This window comes from Vibrio sp. 10N.222.55.C6 (genome assembly GCF_041473395.1).
Lineage (GTDB): Bacteria > Pseudomonadota > Gammaproteobacteria > Enterobacterales > Vibrionaceae > Vibrio > Vibrio crassostreae_C.
Map to the genome: position 1 here is coordinate 73523 of NZ_JBFRSD010000015.1, position 14281 is coordinate 87803.

The window sequence follows — 14281 nt, forward strand, 5'->3', positions numbered from 1 at the left end:
GAGACACGAGACACGAGACATTTTTGAAAATTGGAGCAGATAAGACAAGCAAAAAGTGCCAAACATCATGGTGCAATTTCTATTATCTTTTCCTTGTTCTACAGACACAAAAAAGCCGAGCTAATGCTCGGCTTTTGTATTAAGAATCTAGTATAGATTACTCAGCAGCTTCTTCAGCAGCTGGGCGGTCTACAAGCTCAATGTAAGCCATTGGAGCTTTATCACCAGTACGGAAACCACATTTAAGAATGCGAGTGTAACCACCTTGGCGAGCCGCGAAACGCGGGCCTAGTTCATTAAATAGTTTTGCCACAACTTCGTTATCACGAGTGCGAGCAAATGCAAGACGACGGTTAGCAACACTGTCTGTCTTAGCTAGGGTAATCAATGGCTCAATTACGCGACGTAGTTCTTTTGCTTTAGGCACGGTAGTTTTAATAACTTCGTGACGAACAAGAGAGCTAGCCATGTTGCTGAACATCGCTTTGCGATGACTGCTGTTGCGGTTGAGTTGACGACCACTTTTACGATGGCGCATGACCTAATCCTTCTAACTTTTCGATTAATCTTCAGCGATTGACGCTGGTGGCCAGTTTTCTAGACGCATGCCTAGAGAAAGACCACGTGAAGCAAGCACATCTTTAATCTCTGTAAGAGATTTCTTACCAAGGTTTGGCGTTTTAAGTAGCTCAACCTCAGTGCGCTGTACAAGATCACCGATGTAGTGAATCGCTTCTGCTTTCAAACAGTTAGCAGAGCGAACTGTTAGTTCAAGATCGTCTACAGGACGTAGTAGGATAGGATCGAATTCTGGCTTCTCTTCCTTCTCCTCAGGTACACGTACATCACGAAGATCTACGAACGCATCCAGTTGTTCAGCTAAAATAGTAGCTGCACGACGGATTGCTTCCTCAGGTTCTAGAGTACCGTTCGTTTCCATATCGATAACAAGCTTGTCTAAATCAGTACGTTGTTCTACACGTGCCGCTTCTACAGCGTAAGCGATTTTATCAACCGGGCTGTAAGTAGCGTCAACTAGTAGACGACCGATAGGACGCTCATCTTCTTCAGTATGGATACGAGCTGAAGCTGGAACGTAACCACGACCACGTTCTACTTTGATACGCATAGCGATCTCAGCGTTGTCATCCGTTAGGTGACAAATTACGTGCTCAGGGTTAGCGATCTCTACATCACCATCGTGGGTGATGTCACCTGCAACAACAGGGCCTGAGCCTGATTTGTTCAGTGTAATAAACACTTCATCTTTGCCTTCAGCAACGCGTACAGCCAAACCTTTAAGGTTTAGAAGGATTTCCAGGATATCTTCCTGAACGCCTTCTTTAGTGCTGTATTCGTGTAGCACACCTTCAATTTCAACTTCTGTTACGGCACAACCCGGCATAGAAGATAGAAGAATGCGGCGAAGAGCATTACCTAGAGTGTGGCCGAAACCGCGCTCTAATGGCTCAAGAGTTACTTTCGCGTGTGTCGTATTGATCTGTTCAATGTCAACAAGACGCGGCTTAAGAAATTCTGTTACAGAACCCTGCATTGTGTCCTCTCTTTTTTTAACCTTACTTAGAGTAAAGTTCGACGATCAAGTGTTCATTGATGTCAGCTGATAGGTCAGAACGCTCAGGCATACGCTTGAATGTACCTTCCATTTTGCCAGCATCTACTTCAATCCAAGTTGGCTTTTCACGTTGTTCAGCAACTTCTAGAGCCGCTTTAATACGAGATTGCTGTTTAGCTTTCTCGCGGATAGAAACAACGTCGTTTGCCGCTACTTTGAAAGAAGGAACGTTTACAACTTTACCGTTAACTAGAATAGACTTGTGGCTAACTAGTTGACGAGATTCAGCACGAGTAGCGCCAAAGCCCATACGGTAAACTACGTTATCAAGACGACCTTCAAGAAGCTGAAGCAGGTTTGCACCTGTGTTGCCTTTAAGACGTGCAGCTTCTTTGTAGTAGTTGCGGAATTGTTTTTCTAGAACGCCGTAGATACGACGAACTTTTTGCTTCTCACGAAGCTGAACGCCATACTCAGATAGACGACCGCGACGAGCGCCGTGTACACCTGGTGCGTTATCAATTTTACACTTGGTATCGATCGCACGGACACCAGACTTAAGGAATAAGTCAGTACCTTCGCGACGGCTAAGCTTAAGCTTAGGACCCAAATATCTTGCCATGATCTTTCTCCAATATTCCTAGAAACGAAACTTAAACGCGACGTTTCTTAGGTGGACGACAACCGTTATGAGGGATTGGTGTCGCATCAACAATGTTAGTGATACGGAAACCAGCAGCGTTCAGTGCACGAACAGTAGATTCGCGACCTGGACCTGGACCCTTAACCATAACTTCCAAGTTCTTTAGGCCATATTCTTTAGCCATTTCACCACAACGCTCAGCTGCAACTTGTGCTGCGAACGGAGTAGATTTACGAGAACCACGGAAACCTGAACCACCTGCTGTAGCCCATGCAAGAGCGTTGCCTTGACGGTCAGTGATAGTTACGATTGTGTTGTTGAAAGAAGCATGAATGTGCGCTACGCCATCAGCTACTTGCTTGCGTACGCGCTTACGCGCGCGAGTTGGTTGTTTTGCCATTGTACTCTACCTTATCCGACTATTTCTTGATCGGCTTGCGCGGACCCTTACGGGTGCGAGCGTTGGTTTTAGTACGCTGTCCACGTAGTGGTAGACTGCGACGATGACGAAGACCGCGGTAACAGCCAAGGTCCATAAGACGCTTGATGTTCATCGATACTTCACGACGTAGATCACCTTCTACAGTGTACTTAGCTACACCATCACGCAGTTGATCGATCTGCTCTTCAGTTAGTTCACTGATCTTAGCATCTTCAGCAATACCCACTTCAGCTAGAATAGCTTGAGAGCGAGTTTTACCGATACCGTAGATTGCAGTAAGTGCAATTACAGAATGCTTATGATCAGGAATGTTAATGCCGGCTATACGGGCCATTATTCACTCCTAAGGGGTTCATAAAAGAATTATCCGCAGCAAAGCCCGTTATGGATACGCTGCGGCATACTACTTCTTTTGCACGCAAAAGGTAGGCCGAGGAATATACTCGACTCTACCTTGTATTTCAAGTAAAAATTTCTGCTAATTAGCCTTGGCGTTGCTTATGCTTTGGCTCACTGCAAATCACGCGAACGACACCGTTACGCTTGATAACTTTACAGTTACGGCAGATTTTTTTAACGGAAGCACGAACTTTCATTGCTAAACTCCGTAAATGGAATCGAAATTGTTACCACCGAATTAACGGCCGTAACCCTTCAGATTCGCTTTCTTTAACACAGAATCATACTGTTGTGACATCAGATGAGTCTGTACCTGTGCCATGAAATCCATGATAACTACCACTACGATTAGTAGTGATGTGCCGCCAAAGTAGAAACGAACGTTCCACGCGACCATCATGAACTCAGGAATCAGACATATAAAAGTAATGTATAGAGCGCCCGCAAGGGTTAGTCTAGTCATCACTTTATCGATATATTTCGCTGTCTGCTCACCTGGGCGGATACCGGGTACGAATGCACCAGACTTCTTCAAGTTATCAGCTGTTTCACGTGGGTTAAACACCAACGCTGTATAGAAGAAACAGAAGAAGATTATAGCTGCTGCATAAAGCATTACATACAAAGGTTGACCTGGGCTAAGAGCTAATGACACGTCAGTTAACCAACCGAACGCGCTGCTTTCACCATTTTGACCAAACCACTGCGCTAATGTTCCTGGGAACAAAATAATACTTGATGCGAAAATCGCTGGAATAACACCTGCCATATTAATCTTAAGAGGCAAGTGAGAGCTTTGTGCTGCAAAAACTTTACGACCTTGTTGACGTTTCGCATAGTTAACGACGATACGACGTTGACCACGTTCCATGAAAACTACGAAGTAAATAACAGCAAAAGACAATACAGCAATCAACAGCAGAAGAAGCACATGCAATTCACCTTGACGCGCTTGCTCGATTGTTTGACCGATTGCAGAAGGCAATCCAGCAACAATACCTGCAAAAATCAGAATGGAAATACCATTACCGATTCCTCGCTCAGTGATTTGTTCACCTAACCACATTAAGAACATGGTACCAGTTACTAAACTCACGGTAGCAATAAGCGTAAACATGGTTTGGTTGATAACAACCAGATTGTCGACCATGTTTGGTAAGCCTGTTGCGATACCAATAGCTTGGAATGTTGCAAGTACAAGCGTGCCGTAGCGTGTATATTGGCTTATCTTACGACGGCCTGCTTCACCCTCTTTCTTGAGTTCCGCTAACGCTGGATGAACTACAGTTAGCAATTGGACTACGATCGATGCCGAAATGTACGGCATGATACCCAATGCTAATATAGATGCACGCTCAAGAGCACCACCGGAGAACATGTTAAACATTTCTACGATGGTACCTTTTTGCTGATCGAACAAATCGGCAAGTACAGCTGCGTCAATACCAGGGATCGGCACAAAAGAGCCGGCTCGGAATACTAAAAGTGCACCAATTACGAATAATAAGCGCGACTTTAGTTCACTTAAGCCGCTCTGAGCACTACGAAAATCTTGTCCTGGTTTCTTAGCCATCTGTACCTCGTTCCTCGAGATTATTCCTCGATTTTACCGCCTGCAGCTTCGATTGCAGCTTTAGCGCCTTTAGTCACGCGTAGACCTTTAACAGTCACAGCTTTGCTTAGGTCACCAGAAAGAACGATCTTAACAAACTCGATGTTCTTAGTGATAACGTTAGCAGCTTTAAGGCTGTTAAGATCAACTACGTCACCTGTTACTTTCGCTAGCTCAGCTAAACGAACTTCAGCAGACACTAGGCTCTTACGAGAAGTGAAACCGAATTTAGGTAGACGTTGTTTTAGAGGCATTTGACCGCCTTCAAAACCTGGACGAACAGAGCCGCCAGAACGTGACTTTTGACCTTTGTGACCGCGGCCACCTGTTTTACCAAGGCCAGAACCGATACCACGACCTACACGCTTCTTAGAAGGTTTAGAGCCAGCAGCCGGTGATAGAGTATTCAAACGCATTCTGATTACTCCTCAATCTTAACCATGTAGTAAACCTTGTTGATCATACCGCGTACGCACGGTGTATCTTCAAGTTCTACTGTATGGTTGATGCGACGAAGACCTAGACCTTTAAGACACGCTTTGTGCTTAGGTAGGCGACCAATTGAGCTTTTAGTTTGAGTTACTTTAATAGTTGCCATCGTGTGCTTACTCCGAAATAGATTCAACAGTTAGACCACGTTTAGCAGCAACCATTTCTGGTGACTTAACGTCTACTAGAGCACCAATCGTTGCACGAACGATGTTGATCGGGTTCGTTGAACCGTATGCTTTAGAAAGTACGTTATGTACGCCCGCAACTTCAAGTACAGCACGCATTGCACCGCCGGCAATAACACCTGTACCTTCTGCAGCTGGCTGCATGTAAACTTTAGAGCCCGAATGACGACCTTTCACCGGGTGGTGAAGAGTGCCTTCGTTAAGCGATACTGTAACCATGTTACGGCGCGCTTTTTCCATTGCTTTTTGAATCGCAGCAGGTACTTCACGAGCTTTGCCGTAACCGAAACCTACGCGACCGTTACCGTCACCAACTACTGTTAGTGCAGTAAAGCTCATGATTCGACCACCTTTAACCGTCTTAGATACACGGTTAACTGCGATCAGCTTTTCTTGCAAATCATTAGCTTGTTGTTGTTCTTTAGCCATCTTCCAACCCTACCTTAGAATTTCAGACCAGCTTCGCGAGCAGATTCTGCTAGCGCCGCTACTCGACCGTGGTATTGGAAACCAGAACGATCAAATGCAACTGAAGCTACGCCTTTTTCAAGAGCGCGCTCAGCAACAGCTTTACCAACTGCTTTAGCTGCATCAACGTTACCAGTGTTCTTAACTTGCTCACGGATCGCTTTTTCTACAGTAGAAGCAGCTGCGATAACCTCAGAGCCGTTTGCCGCGATAACTTGTGCGTAAACATGGCGAGGAGTACGGTGTACTACCAGGCGAGTTGCACCAAGTTCTGCAATCTTACGACGTGCACGTGTAGCACGACGGATGCGAGATGCTTTCTTATCCATAGTGATACCTTACTTCTTCTTAGCTTCTTTAGTACGCACATTTTCATCTGCGTAACGAACACCTTTGCCTTTGTAAGGCTCAGGAGCACGGTAAGAACGAATGTCAGCCGCAACTTGACCTACTACTTGCTTATCGCAACCAGTAATGATGATCTCAGTTTGGCTAGGGCACTCAGCTTTAATACCTTCAGGTAGAGCGTGCTCTACTGGGTGAGAAAAACCAAGAGTTAGAGCTACAGAGTTGCCTTTCATAGCAGCACGGTAACCAACACCCTTAAGAGTTAGCTTCTTAGTGAAGCCCTCAGTAACACCCACAACCATGTTATTAACTAGAGCGCGAGCTGTACCAGCTTGTGCCCATGCGTTAGTAACACCTTCTTTCGGACCGAAAGTTAGGTTGGTTTCTTCCTGTGCAATAACTACGGCGCTGTTAAGAACGCGAGTAAGCTCACCTTTGCTACCTTTTACAGTAACTTCTTGGCCGTTTAGTTTCACCTCTACGCCAGCTGGAATAGCGACAGGTGCTTTAGCAACACGAGACATAATCTACTCCTTAAGCTACGTAACAGATGATTTCACCGCCAAGACCTGCTTTACGAGCAGCACGGTCAGACATCAGACCCTTGGAAGTAGAAACAACTGCAATACCAAGACCACCCATCACTGTAGGTAAAGAGTCTTTATTTTTATAAACTCTTAGACCAGGACGTGATACACGCTTGATTTGCTCGATTACAGGTTTAGCTTGGAAGTACTTAAGAGTAACTTCTAGCTCAGGTTTTGCTTCGCTGTTAACAGCGAAGTCTACGATGTAACCTTCAGCTTTAAGTAATGCAGCAATTGCAACTTTAAGCTTTGAAGAAGGCATTTTTACAGCAACTTTGTTTGCTGCCTGACCGTTACGAACTCGGGTCAGCATATCCGAAATCGGATCTTGCATGCTCATAAGATTTACTCCAAATGATTAAGTGGCAATTACCAGCTAGCCTTACGAAGACCCGGAATCTCGCCTTTCATGCAAGCTTCACGAACCTTAATGCGGCTTAGACCGAATTTACGTAGGTAACCGTGTGGACGACCAGTTTGGTTGCAACGGTTGCGCTGACGTGATGCACTTGAATCACGTGGAAGAGATTGCAGTTTAAGAACCGCATTCCAACGATCTTCTTCAGATGCGTTTACATCGCTAATGATAACTTTTAGCGCAGAACGCTTTTCAGCGAACTTAGCTACTAGTTTTGCACGTTTAGCTTCACGTGCTTTCATTGATTGTTTAGCCATAACAGTAACCCTACCCTTACTTACGGAATGGGAAGTTAAAGGCAGCCAGCAGAGCTCGGCCTTCCTCATCGGAACCCGCAGAAGTCGTGATAGTGATATCAAGACCGCGGACACGATCGACTTTATCGTAGTCGATTTCCGGAAAGATGATTTGCTCGCGAACGCCCATGCTGTAGTTACCGCGACCGTCAAAAGACTTAGCGCTAACACCACGGAAATCACGTACACGTGGAAGTGCGATAGAGATTAAACGCTCTAAAAATTCCCACATGCGCTCACCACGCAAGGTTACTTTACAACCAATTGGGTAGCCTTCACGAATTTTGAAACCAGCTACAGATTTACGCGCTTTAGTGATAAGTGGCTTTTGACCAGAGATCGTTGCCATATCAGCTGCTGCGTTTTCTAGCAGTTTCTTATCGTTGATTGCTTCACCAACGCCCATATTTAGGGTGATTTTCTCAATCCTAGGGACTTGCATGACGCTTGTGTAGCTGAACTCTTTGGTAAGCTCAGCGACTACAGACGACTTGTAGTAATCATGCAGTTTCGCCATAGTAGAACTCCAAATTACTTCTAATTAGTTAGAAACAGTTTCGCCGTTAGATTTGAAGAAACGAACTTTCTTGCCATCTTCGATACGGAAACCGATACGGTCTGCTTTACCAGTAGCCGCGTTAAAAACAGCAACGTTAGAAGCATCAATAGCTGCTTCTTGTTCAACGATGCCACCTTGTTGACCTAGAGCCGGAACCGGCTTTTGGTGTTTCTTAACAAGGTTGATGCCTTCAACGATAACTTTACCAGTTGTCAGAACCTTAGTTACTTTACCTTTCTTGCCTTTATCTTTACCAGCAAGAATGATTACTTCGTCATTACGACGGATTTTAGCTGCCATATTGCCGCTCCTTACAGAACTTCAGGTGCTAGTGATACAATCTTCATGAATTTCGCGTTACGAAGTTCACGAGTCACAGGACCAAAGATACGTGTGCCGACTGGTTGCTCAGTAGTGTCATTTAACAATACACAAGCATTACTGTCGAAGCGAATGACAGAACCGTCTGGGCGACGAACGCCTTTACGGGTGCGCACTACTACCGCCTTCAGAACATCACCTTTCTTTACTTTACCGCGAGGAATCGCTTCCTTCACTGTAACCTTGATGACGTCACCGATATGTGCATAACGGCGGTGAGAGCCACCCAGAACCTTAATACACATTACCTTGCGCGCGCCAGAGTTATCTGCTGCGTCAAGTGTACTTTGCATCTGGATCATTGTTAGTGCTCCGCTAAATATTAAAACTAGACCCTCTCGGGTCGGGCTGCCTCTTTAAAAGGGACGCGAATTGTACCACCCTTTTTTTAAATTGGGTAGACAAAAAACAAGCGGCTCCAAAAAATAATTTGGAGCCGCTTATAAGTTATAGAATTACAAAGATTAAATCTTCGCTTTTTCTAGAACTTTAACCAATGTCCAAGACTTAGTCTTAGACAGAGGACGACACTCAGCGATTTCAACTTTGTCGCCTAGGCCACAAGTGTTGTCTTCGTCGTGTGCGTGTACTTTAGTCGTGCGTTTGATGAACTTACCGTAAATTGGGTGTTTTACAGTGCGTTCAATAGCAACAACGATAGACTTGTCCATCTTGTCGCTTACTACACGGCCTTGCTGGATGCGGTTAGTTTCGCTCATTATGCGCCTGCCTTTTCAGTCAAAACAGTTTTCACACGTGCGATGTCACGGCGTACAGCTTTTAGAGTATGAGTTTGCTGAAGTTGACCAGTTGCAGCTTGCATGCGCAAGTTGAACTGTTCACGTAGCAAATTCAATAGCTCAGCGTTAAGCTCTTCAACGTTCTTTTCGCGTAGATCTTGTGCTTTCATCACATCACCTGCTTAGTTACAAAAGTAGTTTTAACAGGCAGTTTACGTGCCGCTAGGCGGAACGCTTCACGTGCCAACTCTTCAGGTACGCCATTCATCTCGTACATAACTTTGCCTGGTTGGATTTGAGCAACCCAGTACGCAACTGAACCTTTACCTTTACCTTGACGAACTTCAAGAGGCTTTTCAGTAATTGGCTTGTCTGGGAATACACGAATCCAGATTTGACCTTGACGCTTAATGTGACGTGTCATAGCACGACGTGCCGCTTCGATTTGACGTGCAGTCAGACGACCACGGCCAACAGCTTTAAGACCGAATTCGCCGAAGCTTACTTCAGTACCTTTAGCTAGACCACGGTTACGACCAGTCATAACCTTGCGGAACTTAGTACGTTTTGGTTGTAGCATCGTTCGACTCCTTACTTACGGCCTTTACGCTGCTTCTTAGGCTTATCGCCTTTTGGCTCTACTGCGTTAGCAGCTGGCATACCGCCTAGAATCTCACCTTTGAAGATCCAAACTTTAATGCCGATCACACCGTATTGAGTGTGAGCCGAAGAAGTTGCGTAATCAATGTCTGCACGTAGAGTGTGTAGAGGCACACGGCCTTCACGGTACCACTCAGAACGTGCGATTTCAGCACCGCCAAGACGGCCGCCTACTTGTACTTTGATGCCTTTAGCGCCTAGACGCATAGCATTTTGTACCGCACGCTTCATTGCACGACGGAACATAACACGACGCTCTAGTTGAGACGCGATGCTATCAGCTACAAGCTGACCATCTAGCTCAGGCTTACGTACTTCAGCGATGTTAATTTGCGCTGGTACACCTGCGATTTTAGCTACAGCTGCGCGTAGCTTCTCTACGTCTTCACCTTTCTTACCGATAACAACGCCAGGACGAGCAGTGTGAATAGTCACACGGATGCTCTTAGCTGGACGCTCGATAACGATACGAGATAATGATGCTTTTTGTAGTTCCTTTGTAAGGAACTGACGTACCTTGAAGTCGCCGTCTAGGTTGTCAGCGAATTCGTTGGTATTAGCAAACCATGTAGCATTCCAAGGCTTAACGATGCCAAGACGAATACCATTAGGATGTACTTTCTGACCCATTGCTTACTCTCCTAGTCTTTAGCGATCTGCTACAACAATAGTGATGTGGCTTGAACGCTTCAAGATACGATCCGCACGACCTTTAGCACGAGGCATAATACGCTTCATGATAGGGCCCTCATCTACGAAGATTTTAGCGACATTTAGATCGTCGATATCTGCACCTTCGTTATGTTCCGCGTTAGCGATAGCTGACTCAAGAACCTTCTTAACTAATACAGCAGCTTTTTTGTTGCTGAAAGTTAGAATTTCTAGAGCTTGGTCTACCGACTTACCGCGAATTTGGTCTGCAACTAAGCGAGCTTTCTGTGGAGAAATACGAGCAAAGTTATGTTTAGCTAAAGCTTCCATCATCTACTCCTTATTTCTTCTTAGCTTTCTTATCTGCAGCATGACCGCGATAAGTACGAGTTGGTGCAAATTCGCCCAGTTTGTGACCGATCATTTCTTCGGTAACGAAAACTGGAACGTGCTGACGACCATTATGGACAGCGATGGTCAAACCAATCATTGTTGGGATGATCATTGAGCGACGGGACCAAGTCTTAATAGGCTTTTTGTCTCCGCTTTCCACCGCTTTCTCTACCTTCTTCAGCAAGTGTAGGTCAATAAAAGGACCTTTCTTGAGAGAACGTGGCATGGCGATTCCTCTTTATAAATTATTTAGTGCGACGACGTACGATGTACTTGTCAGTGCGCTTGTTCTTACGAGTCTTGAAGCCCTTAGTAGGAACGCCCCAAGGAGAAACTGGGTGACGACCACCAGATGTGCGGCCTTCACCACCACCATGTGGGTGATCCACCGGGTTCATTACTACACCACGTACGGTTGGACGTACGCCGCGCCAGCGTGAAGCACCAGCTTTACCAAGTTCACGTAGCATATGCTCAGAGTTACCAACTTCACCGATCGTTGCACGACCTTCAGAAAGAACTTTGCGCATCTCACCAGAACGTAGACGGATAGTTACGTATGCACCATCGCGAGCGATGATTTGAGCATAAGCACCAGCCGAACGAGCTAGTTGAGCACCTTTACCAGGCTTAAGTTCAACACAGTGTACAGTAGAACCTACTGGGATGTTGCGCATCGGCAGAGTGTTACCTGCTTTGATTGCAGCATCTACGCCAGATTGAATCTGGTCGCCTGCGTTAACACCTTTAGGTGCAATGATGTAACGACGCTCACCGTCTGCGTACAGAACTAGAGCGATGTTAGCACTACGGTTTGGATCGTATTCTAGACGCTCAACTTTCGCTGGGATGCCATCTTTAGTACGTTTGAAGTCAATTACACGGTAATGGTGCTTATGACCACCACCGATGTGACGTACTGTAATACGACCGTTGTTGTTACGACCACCGTTCTTAGAGTTTTTCTCTAGAAGTGGTGCGTATGGCTTACCCTTGTGTAGGTCAGCGTTAACAACTTTAACGACGTGACGACGACCAGGGGAAGTCGGCTTACATTTAACAATAGCCATTTTTACTACTCCTGTTATTCCGCGCCGCCAACGAAGTCAAGATCTTGACCTTCTTTCAAAGTAACGTAGGCTTTCTTAACGTCTGAACGACGGCCTTCACGCATACCTTGACGTTTGGTCTTACCCTTTAATACAAGAGTATTTACAGACTTAACTTCAACTTCAAATAGCTTTTCTACAGCTGCTTTGATCTCTTTCTTAGTTGCATCTTTAGCTACTTTGAAAACGATAGTGTTCGCTTTCTCAGCTGCCATAGTTGCTTTTTCAGAGATGTGCGGAGCACGTAGAACTTTTAAGATACGCTCTTCAGTGATCATGCTAGCATCTCCTCAACTTGCTTAACTGCGTCAGCAGTCATTAGAACCTTGTCGAAAGCGATTAGTGATACTGGATCAACACCAGCAACATCACGTGCATCTACTTTGTATAGGTTACGAGCAGCTAAGAATAGATTTTCATCTACTTCGCCAGTCACAATCAGAACGTCGCTTAGCTCAAGCTCTTTAAGCTTAGCTACAAGTTCTTTTGTTTTTGGTGCTTCTACAGAGAAGTTATCAACAACGATTAAACGCTCTTGACGAACTAGCTCAGAAAGAATGCTCTTCATAGCACCGCGGTACATTTTTTTGTTTACTTTTTGGCTGTGATCTTGTGGTTTCGCAGCAAAAGTAACACCACCTGTACGCCAGATTGGGCTACGAATTGTACCAGCACGTGCGCGGCCAGTACCTTTTTGACGCCATGGCTTAGCGCCACCGCCAGATACTTCAGAACGAGTCTTTTGAGCACGAGTACCTTGACGAGCACCTGCTGCATATGCAACAACTACTTGGTGTACAAGAGCTTCGTTGAAGTCACGTCCGAAAGTAGTCTCGGAAACAGTTAGTGCATCAGCACCTTTAACCATCAATTCCATTACTTACTCCTAGACGTTATGCTTTAACAGCAGGTTTTACGATCACGTTTCCGCCTGTTGAGCCCGGTACTGCACCTTTAATAAGGAGTAGATTGCGCTCAGCGTCAACACGTACGATCTCTAGGTTTTGAGTCGTTACACGCTCAGCACCCATGTGACCTGCCATTTTCTTGCCTTTAAACACGCGGCCTGGAGTTTGACATTGGCCAATTGAACCCGGTGCGCGGTGAGACAAAGAGTTACCGTGAGTCATATCTTGAGTAGAGAAGTTCCAACGCTTGATAGCGCCTTGGAAGCCTTTACCTTTAGATGTACCAGTAACGTCTACTTTTTTAATTTCGTTGAAAAGTTCTACGTTTAGCTCAGCGCCAACTTCAAACTCTTCGCCGTTTTCTAAACGGAATTCCCAAAGACCGCGACCTGCTTCTACACCCGCTTTCGCGAAGTGACCAGCTTCAGGTTTAGTTACACGGTTAGCTTTCTTAGCACCAGTAGTTACTTGGATTGCTGCGTAGCCGTCTGTCTCAAGAGTTTTAACTTGAGAAATACGGTTCGCTTCAACCTCAACAACAGTTACTGGGATAGAAACGCCTTCTTCAGTAAATACGCGGGTCATACCCACTTTACGTCCGACTAGACCAATCATTATTCTTATCTCCCTTAACCTAGGCTGATTTGAACATCAACGCCAGCTGCAAGATCAAGACGCATTAGAGCATCAACAGTTTTATCTGTTGGCTCAACGATGTCGATCAAACGCTTGTGAGTACGGATTTCGTACTGATCACGTGCATCTTTGTTGACGTGTGGAGAGGTAAGAACAGTGAAACGCTCTTTACGAGTAGGAAGTGGAATAGGACCACGAACCTGTGCGCCAGTACGTTTTGCTGTTTCAACGATTTCCGCAGTTGAAGCATCGATTAGCTTGTAATCAAACGCTTTAAGGCGGATACGAATACGTTGGTTCTGCATGAGACAGAGCTCCAATTATTAAAAATTACACAAACAATATCGCCACTCAAACCCGATAAAACGAGAGAATGCCGATTGATTTATGTGAAACCGTAGCACCCAAAATTAGGACGCATTGTCAGTTAACTTTTGAAGTAAACAAGAAGTTTACTATTTTTATTAACCGCGAACATAAGCTGAGTATACATTACTAGGTAAGACCTACTCCTCAGTGCTCATTGGTTCACAACCAGCGTTAGCCAGTGCGATGCATTATACAGATCACACTTTAGTATGCAAGTAGTGTTGGAAAAATAATCGCAATTTATTGGAAGTTGGTTTTGTATCGAGAGGGAAGAAGATAGATGGAAGGTAATATTTCTTTTGAGAAAACAAAAGGGAAGCCGAAGCTCCCCTTTTCAGATGCGTGCTCTTCTAATGAAGAGAGTGCAAAAATCTAAATGCTATTAAGCGAAGATTTTAGCTACAACACC

General features: G+C 45.2%; 28 protein-coding genes. All 28 read right to left on the reverse strand.

The genetic code is table 11. The features are described from left to right. Window positions 1–157: 157 nt before the first annotated feature. The 28 genes from rplQ to rpsJ all read right to left on the reverse strand — a co-directional run bounded on the left by rplQ (window position 158) and on the right by rpsJ (window position 13808). Complete coding sequence (rplQ, locus tag AB4486_RS12215) at window positions 158–538, reverse strand: 50S ribosomal protein L17 (protein WP_004729812.1); 381 nt, start codon at window positions 536–538, stop codon at window positions 158–160. Window positions 539–562: 24 nt separating this feature from the next. After that, on the reverse strand, window positions 563–1555 hold the full coding sequence (locus tag AB4486_RS12220; protein WP_004729813.1) for a DNA-directed RNA polymerase subunit alpha: 993 nt from the start codon (window positions 1553–1555) through the stop codon (window positions 563–565). A 22-nt stretch (window positions 1556–1577) separates the two neighbouring features. Next, on the reverse strand, window positions 1578–2198 hold the full coding sequence (gene rpsD / locus AB4486_RS12225; RefSeq protein ID WP_004738777.1) for a 30S ribosomal protein S4: 621 nt from the start codon (window positions 2196–2198) through the stop codon (window positions 1578–1580). Window positions 2199–2229: 31 nt separating this feature from the next. Then, window positions 2230–2619, reverse strand: coding sequence for a 30S ribosomal protein S11 (rpsK, locus tag AB4486_RS12230; RefSeq protein ID WP_004738778.1), 390 nt, complete (start codon window positions 2617–2619; stop codon window positions 2230–2232). Between the two features lie 19 nt (window positions 2620–2638). Then, a complete protein-coding gene (rpsM, locus tag AB4486_RS12235; RefSeq protein WP_004738779.1) occupies window positions 2639–2995 on the reverse strand; it encodes a 30S ribosomal protein S13 in 357 nt (118 codons plus the stop codon). A gap of 148 nt (window positions 2996–3143) precedes the next feature. Continuing rightward, on the reverse strand, window positions 3144–3257 hold the full coding sequence (rpmJ, locus tag AB4486_RS12240; RefSeq protein WP_000868186.1) for a 50S ribosomal protein L36: 114 nt from the start codon (window positions 3255–3257) through the stop codon (window positions 3144–3146). 41 nt (window positions 3258–3298) lie between these two features. Further along, the gene (secY, locus tag AB4486_RS12245) at window positions 3299–4633 is read right to left on the reverse strand and encodes a preprotein translocase subunit SecY (RefSeq protein ID WP_004738781.1); all 1335 of its coding nucleotides are present in this window, start codon (window positions 4631–4633) and stop codon (window positions 3299–3301) included. Between the two features lie 20 nt (window positions 4634–4653). Further along, window positions 4654–5088, reverse strand: coding sequence for a 50S ribosomal protein L15 (gene rplO / locus AB4486_RS12250; RefSeq protein WP_004736758.1), 435 nt, complete (start codon window positions 5086–5088; stop codon window positions 4654–4656). Window positions 5089–5093: 5 nt separating this feature from the next. After that, a complete protein-coding gene (gene rpmD / locus AB4486_RS12255; protein ID WP_004736756.1) occupies window positions 5094–5270 on the reverse strand; it encodes a 50S ribosomal protein L30 in 177 nt (58 codons plus the stop codon). Window positions 5271–5277: 7 nt separating this feature from the next. Continuing rightward, a complete protein-coding gene (gene rpsE, locus AB4486_RS12260; protein WP_017061307.1) occupies window positions 5278–5778 on the reverse strand; it encodes a 30S ribosomal protein S5 in 501 nt (166 codons plus the stop codon). Window positions 5779–5792: 14 nt separating this feature from the next. Then, complete coding sequence (rplR, locus tag AB4486_RS12265) at window positions 5793–6146, reverse strand: 50S ribosomal protein L18 (RefSeq protein WP_004738784.1); 354 nt, start codon at window positions 6144–6146, stop codon at window positions 5793–5795. Window positions 6147–6155: 9 nt separating this feature from the next. Next, window positions 6156–6689 (reverse strand): 50S ribosomal protein L6, encoded by a 534-nt coding sequence (gene rplF / locus AB4486_RS12270; protein ID WP_017063712.1) that lies wholly within the window; start codon window positions 6687–6689, stop codon window positions 6156–6158. 10 nt (window positions 6690–6699) lie between these two features. Further along, a complete protein-coding gene (gene rpsH, locus AB4486_RS12275) occupies window positions 6700–7092 on the reverse strand; it encodes a 30S ribosomal protein S8 (RefSeq protein WP_017061309.1) in 393 nt (130 codons plus the stop codon). A gap of 29 nt (window positions 7093–7121) precedes the next feature. After that, window positions 7122–7427 (reverse strand): 30S ribosomal protein S14, encoded by a 306-nt coding sequence (gene rpsN / locus AB4486_RS12280; protein ID WP_004738789.1) that lies wholly within the window; start codon window positions 7425–7427, stop codon window positions 7122–7124. 16 nt (window positions 7428–7443) lie between these two features. Next, complete coding sequence (gene rplE, locus AB4486_RS12285) at window positions 7444–7983, reverse strand: 50S ribosomal protein L5 (protein ID WP_004738790.1); 540 nt, start codon at window positions 7981–7983, stop codon at window positions 7444–7446. A gap of 24 nt (window positions 7984–8007) precedes the next feature. Continuing rightward, window positions 8008–8325 carry a 50S ribosomal protein L24 gene (gene rplX, locus AB4486_RS12290; protein ID WP_004738792.1) on the reverse strand — a complete coding sequence of 106 codons (318 nt, stop codon included), beginning with the start codon at window positions 8323–8325 and terminating at the stop codon, window positions 8008–8010. A gap of 11 nt (window positions 8326–8336) precedes the next feature. Further along, window positions 8337–8708 carry a 50S ribosomal protein L14 gene (rplN, locus tag AB4486_RS12295; protein ID WP_004736740.1) on the reverse strand — a complete coding sequence of 124 codons (372 nt, stop codon included), beginning with the start codon at window positions 8706–8708 and terminating at the stop codon, window positions 8337–8339. A gap of 162 nt (window positions 8709–8870) precedes the next feature. Continuing rightward, on the reverse strand, window positions 8871–9125 hold the full coding sequence (gene rpsQ / locus AB4486_RS12300) for a 30S ribosomal protein S17 (protein WP_004736739.1): 255 nt from the start codon (window positions 9123–9125) through the stop codon (window positions 8871–8873). Continuing rightward, entirely contained in the window at window positions 9125–9316 is a 192-nt protein-coding gene (gene rpmC / locus AB4486_RS12305) for a 50S ribosomal protein L29 (RefSeq protein WP_004736737.1), read from the reverse strand. The genes rpsQ and rpmC overlap by 1 nt, the downstream gene beginning before the upstream one ends. After that, window positions 9316–9726 carry a 50S ribosomal protein L16 gene (rplP, locus tag AB4486_RS12310; protein ID WP_004736736.1) on the reverse strand — a complete coding sequence of 137 codons (411 nt, stop codon included), beginning with the start codon at window positions 9724–9726 and terminating at the stop codon, window positions 9316–9318. The genes rpmC and rplP overlap by 1 nt, the downstream gene beginning before the upstream one ends. Before the next feature lie 11 nt (window positions 9727–9737). Continuing rightward, the gene (gene rpsC, locus AB4486_RS12315) at window positions 9738–10436 is read right to left on the reverse strand and encodes a 30S ribosomal protein S3 (RefSeq protein WP_004736734.1); all 699 of its coding nucleotides are present in this window, start codon (window positions 10434–10436) and stop codon (window positions 9738–9740) included. A gap of 18 nt (window positions 10437–10454) precedes the next feature. After that, window positions 10455–10787, reverse strand: a complete 333-nt coding sequence (gene rplV, locus AB4486_RS12320) for a 50S ribosomal protein L22 (RefSeq protein WP_004736732.1) — start codon at window positions 10785–10787, stop codon at window positions 10455–10457. A 10-nt stretch (window positions 10788–10797) separates the two neighbouring features. Continuing rightward, window positions 10798–11076 carry a 30S ribosomal protein S19 gene (gene rpsS, locus AB4486_RS12325; protein ID WP_004736729.1) on the reverse strand — a complete coding sequence of 93 codons (279 nt, stop codon included), beginning with the start codon at window positions 11074–11076 and terminating at the stop codon, window positions 10798–10800. Window positions 11077–11095: 19 nt separating this feature from the next. Further along, window positions 11096–11920 carry a 50S ribosomal protein L2 gene (rplB, locus tag AB4486_RS12330; protein ID WP_010435149.1) on the reverse strand — a complete coding sequence of 275 codons (825 nt, stop codon included), beginning with the start codon at window positions 11918–11920 and terminating at the stop codon, window positions 11096–11098. Between the two features lie 14 nt (window positions 11921–11934). Further along, window positions 11935–12237 carry a 50S ribosomal protein L23 gene (gene rplW / locus AB4486_RS12335; protein WP_004736765.1) on the reverse strand — a complete coding sequence of 101 codons (303 nt, stop codon included), beginning with the start codon at window positions 12235–12237 and terminating at the stop codon, window positions 11935–11937. Then, window positions 12234–12836: a 50S ribosomal protein L4 gene (gene rplD / locus AB4486_RS12340; protein ID WP_004738803.1), complete on the reverse strand. Its 603-nt coding sequence runs from the start codon at window positions 12834–12836 to the stop codon at window positions 12234–12236. The genes rplW and rplD overlap by 4 nt, the downstream gene beginning before the upstream one ends. Window positions 12837–12852: 16 nt before the next feature. Next, complete coding sequence (gene rplC, locus AB4486_RS12345; protein WP_004736763.1) at window positions 12853–13482, reverse strand: 50S ribosomal protein L3; 630 nt, start codon at window positions 13480–13482, stop codon at window positions 12853–12855. A gap of 14 nt (window positions 13483–13496) precedes the next feature. Beyond that, on the reverse strand, window positions 13497–13808 hold the full coding sequence (gene rpsJ, locus AB4486_RS12350; RefSeq protein ID WP_004736761.1) for a 30S ribosomal protein S10: 312 nt from the start codon (window positions 13806–13808) through the stop codon (window positions 13497–13499). Window positions 13809–14281 lie beyond the last annotated feature (473 nt).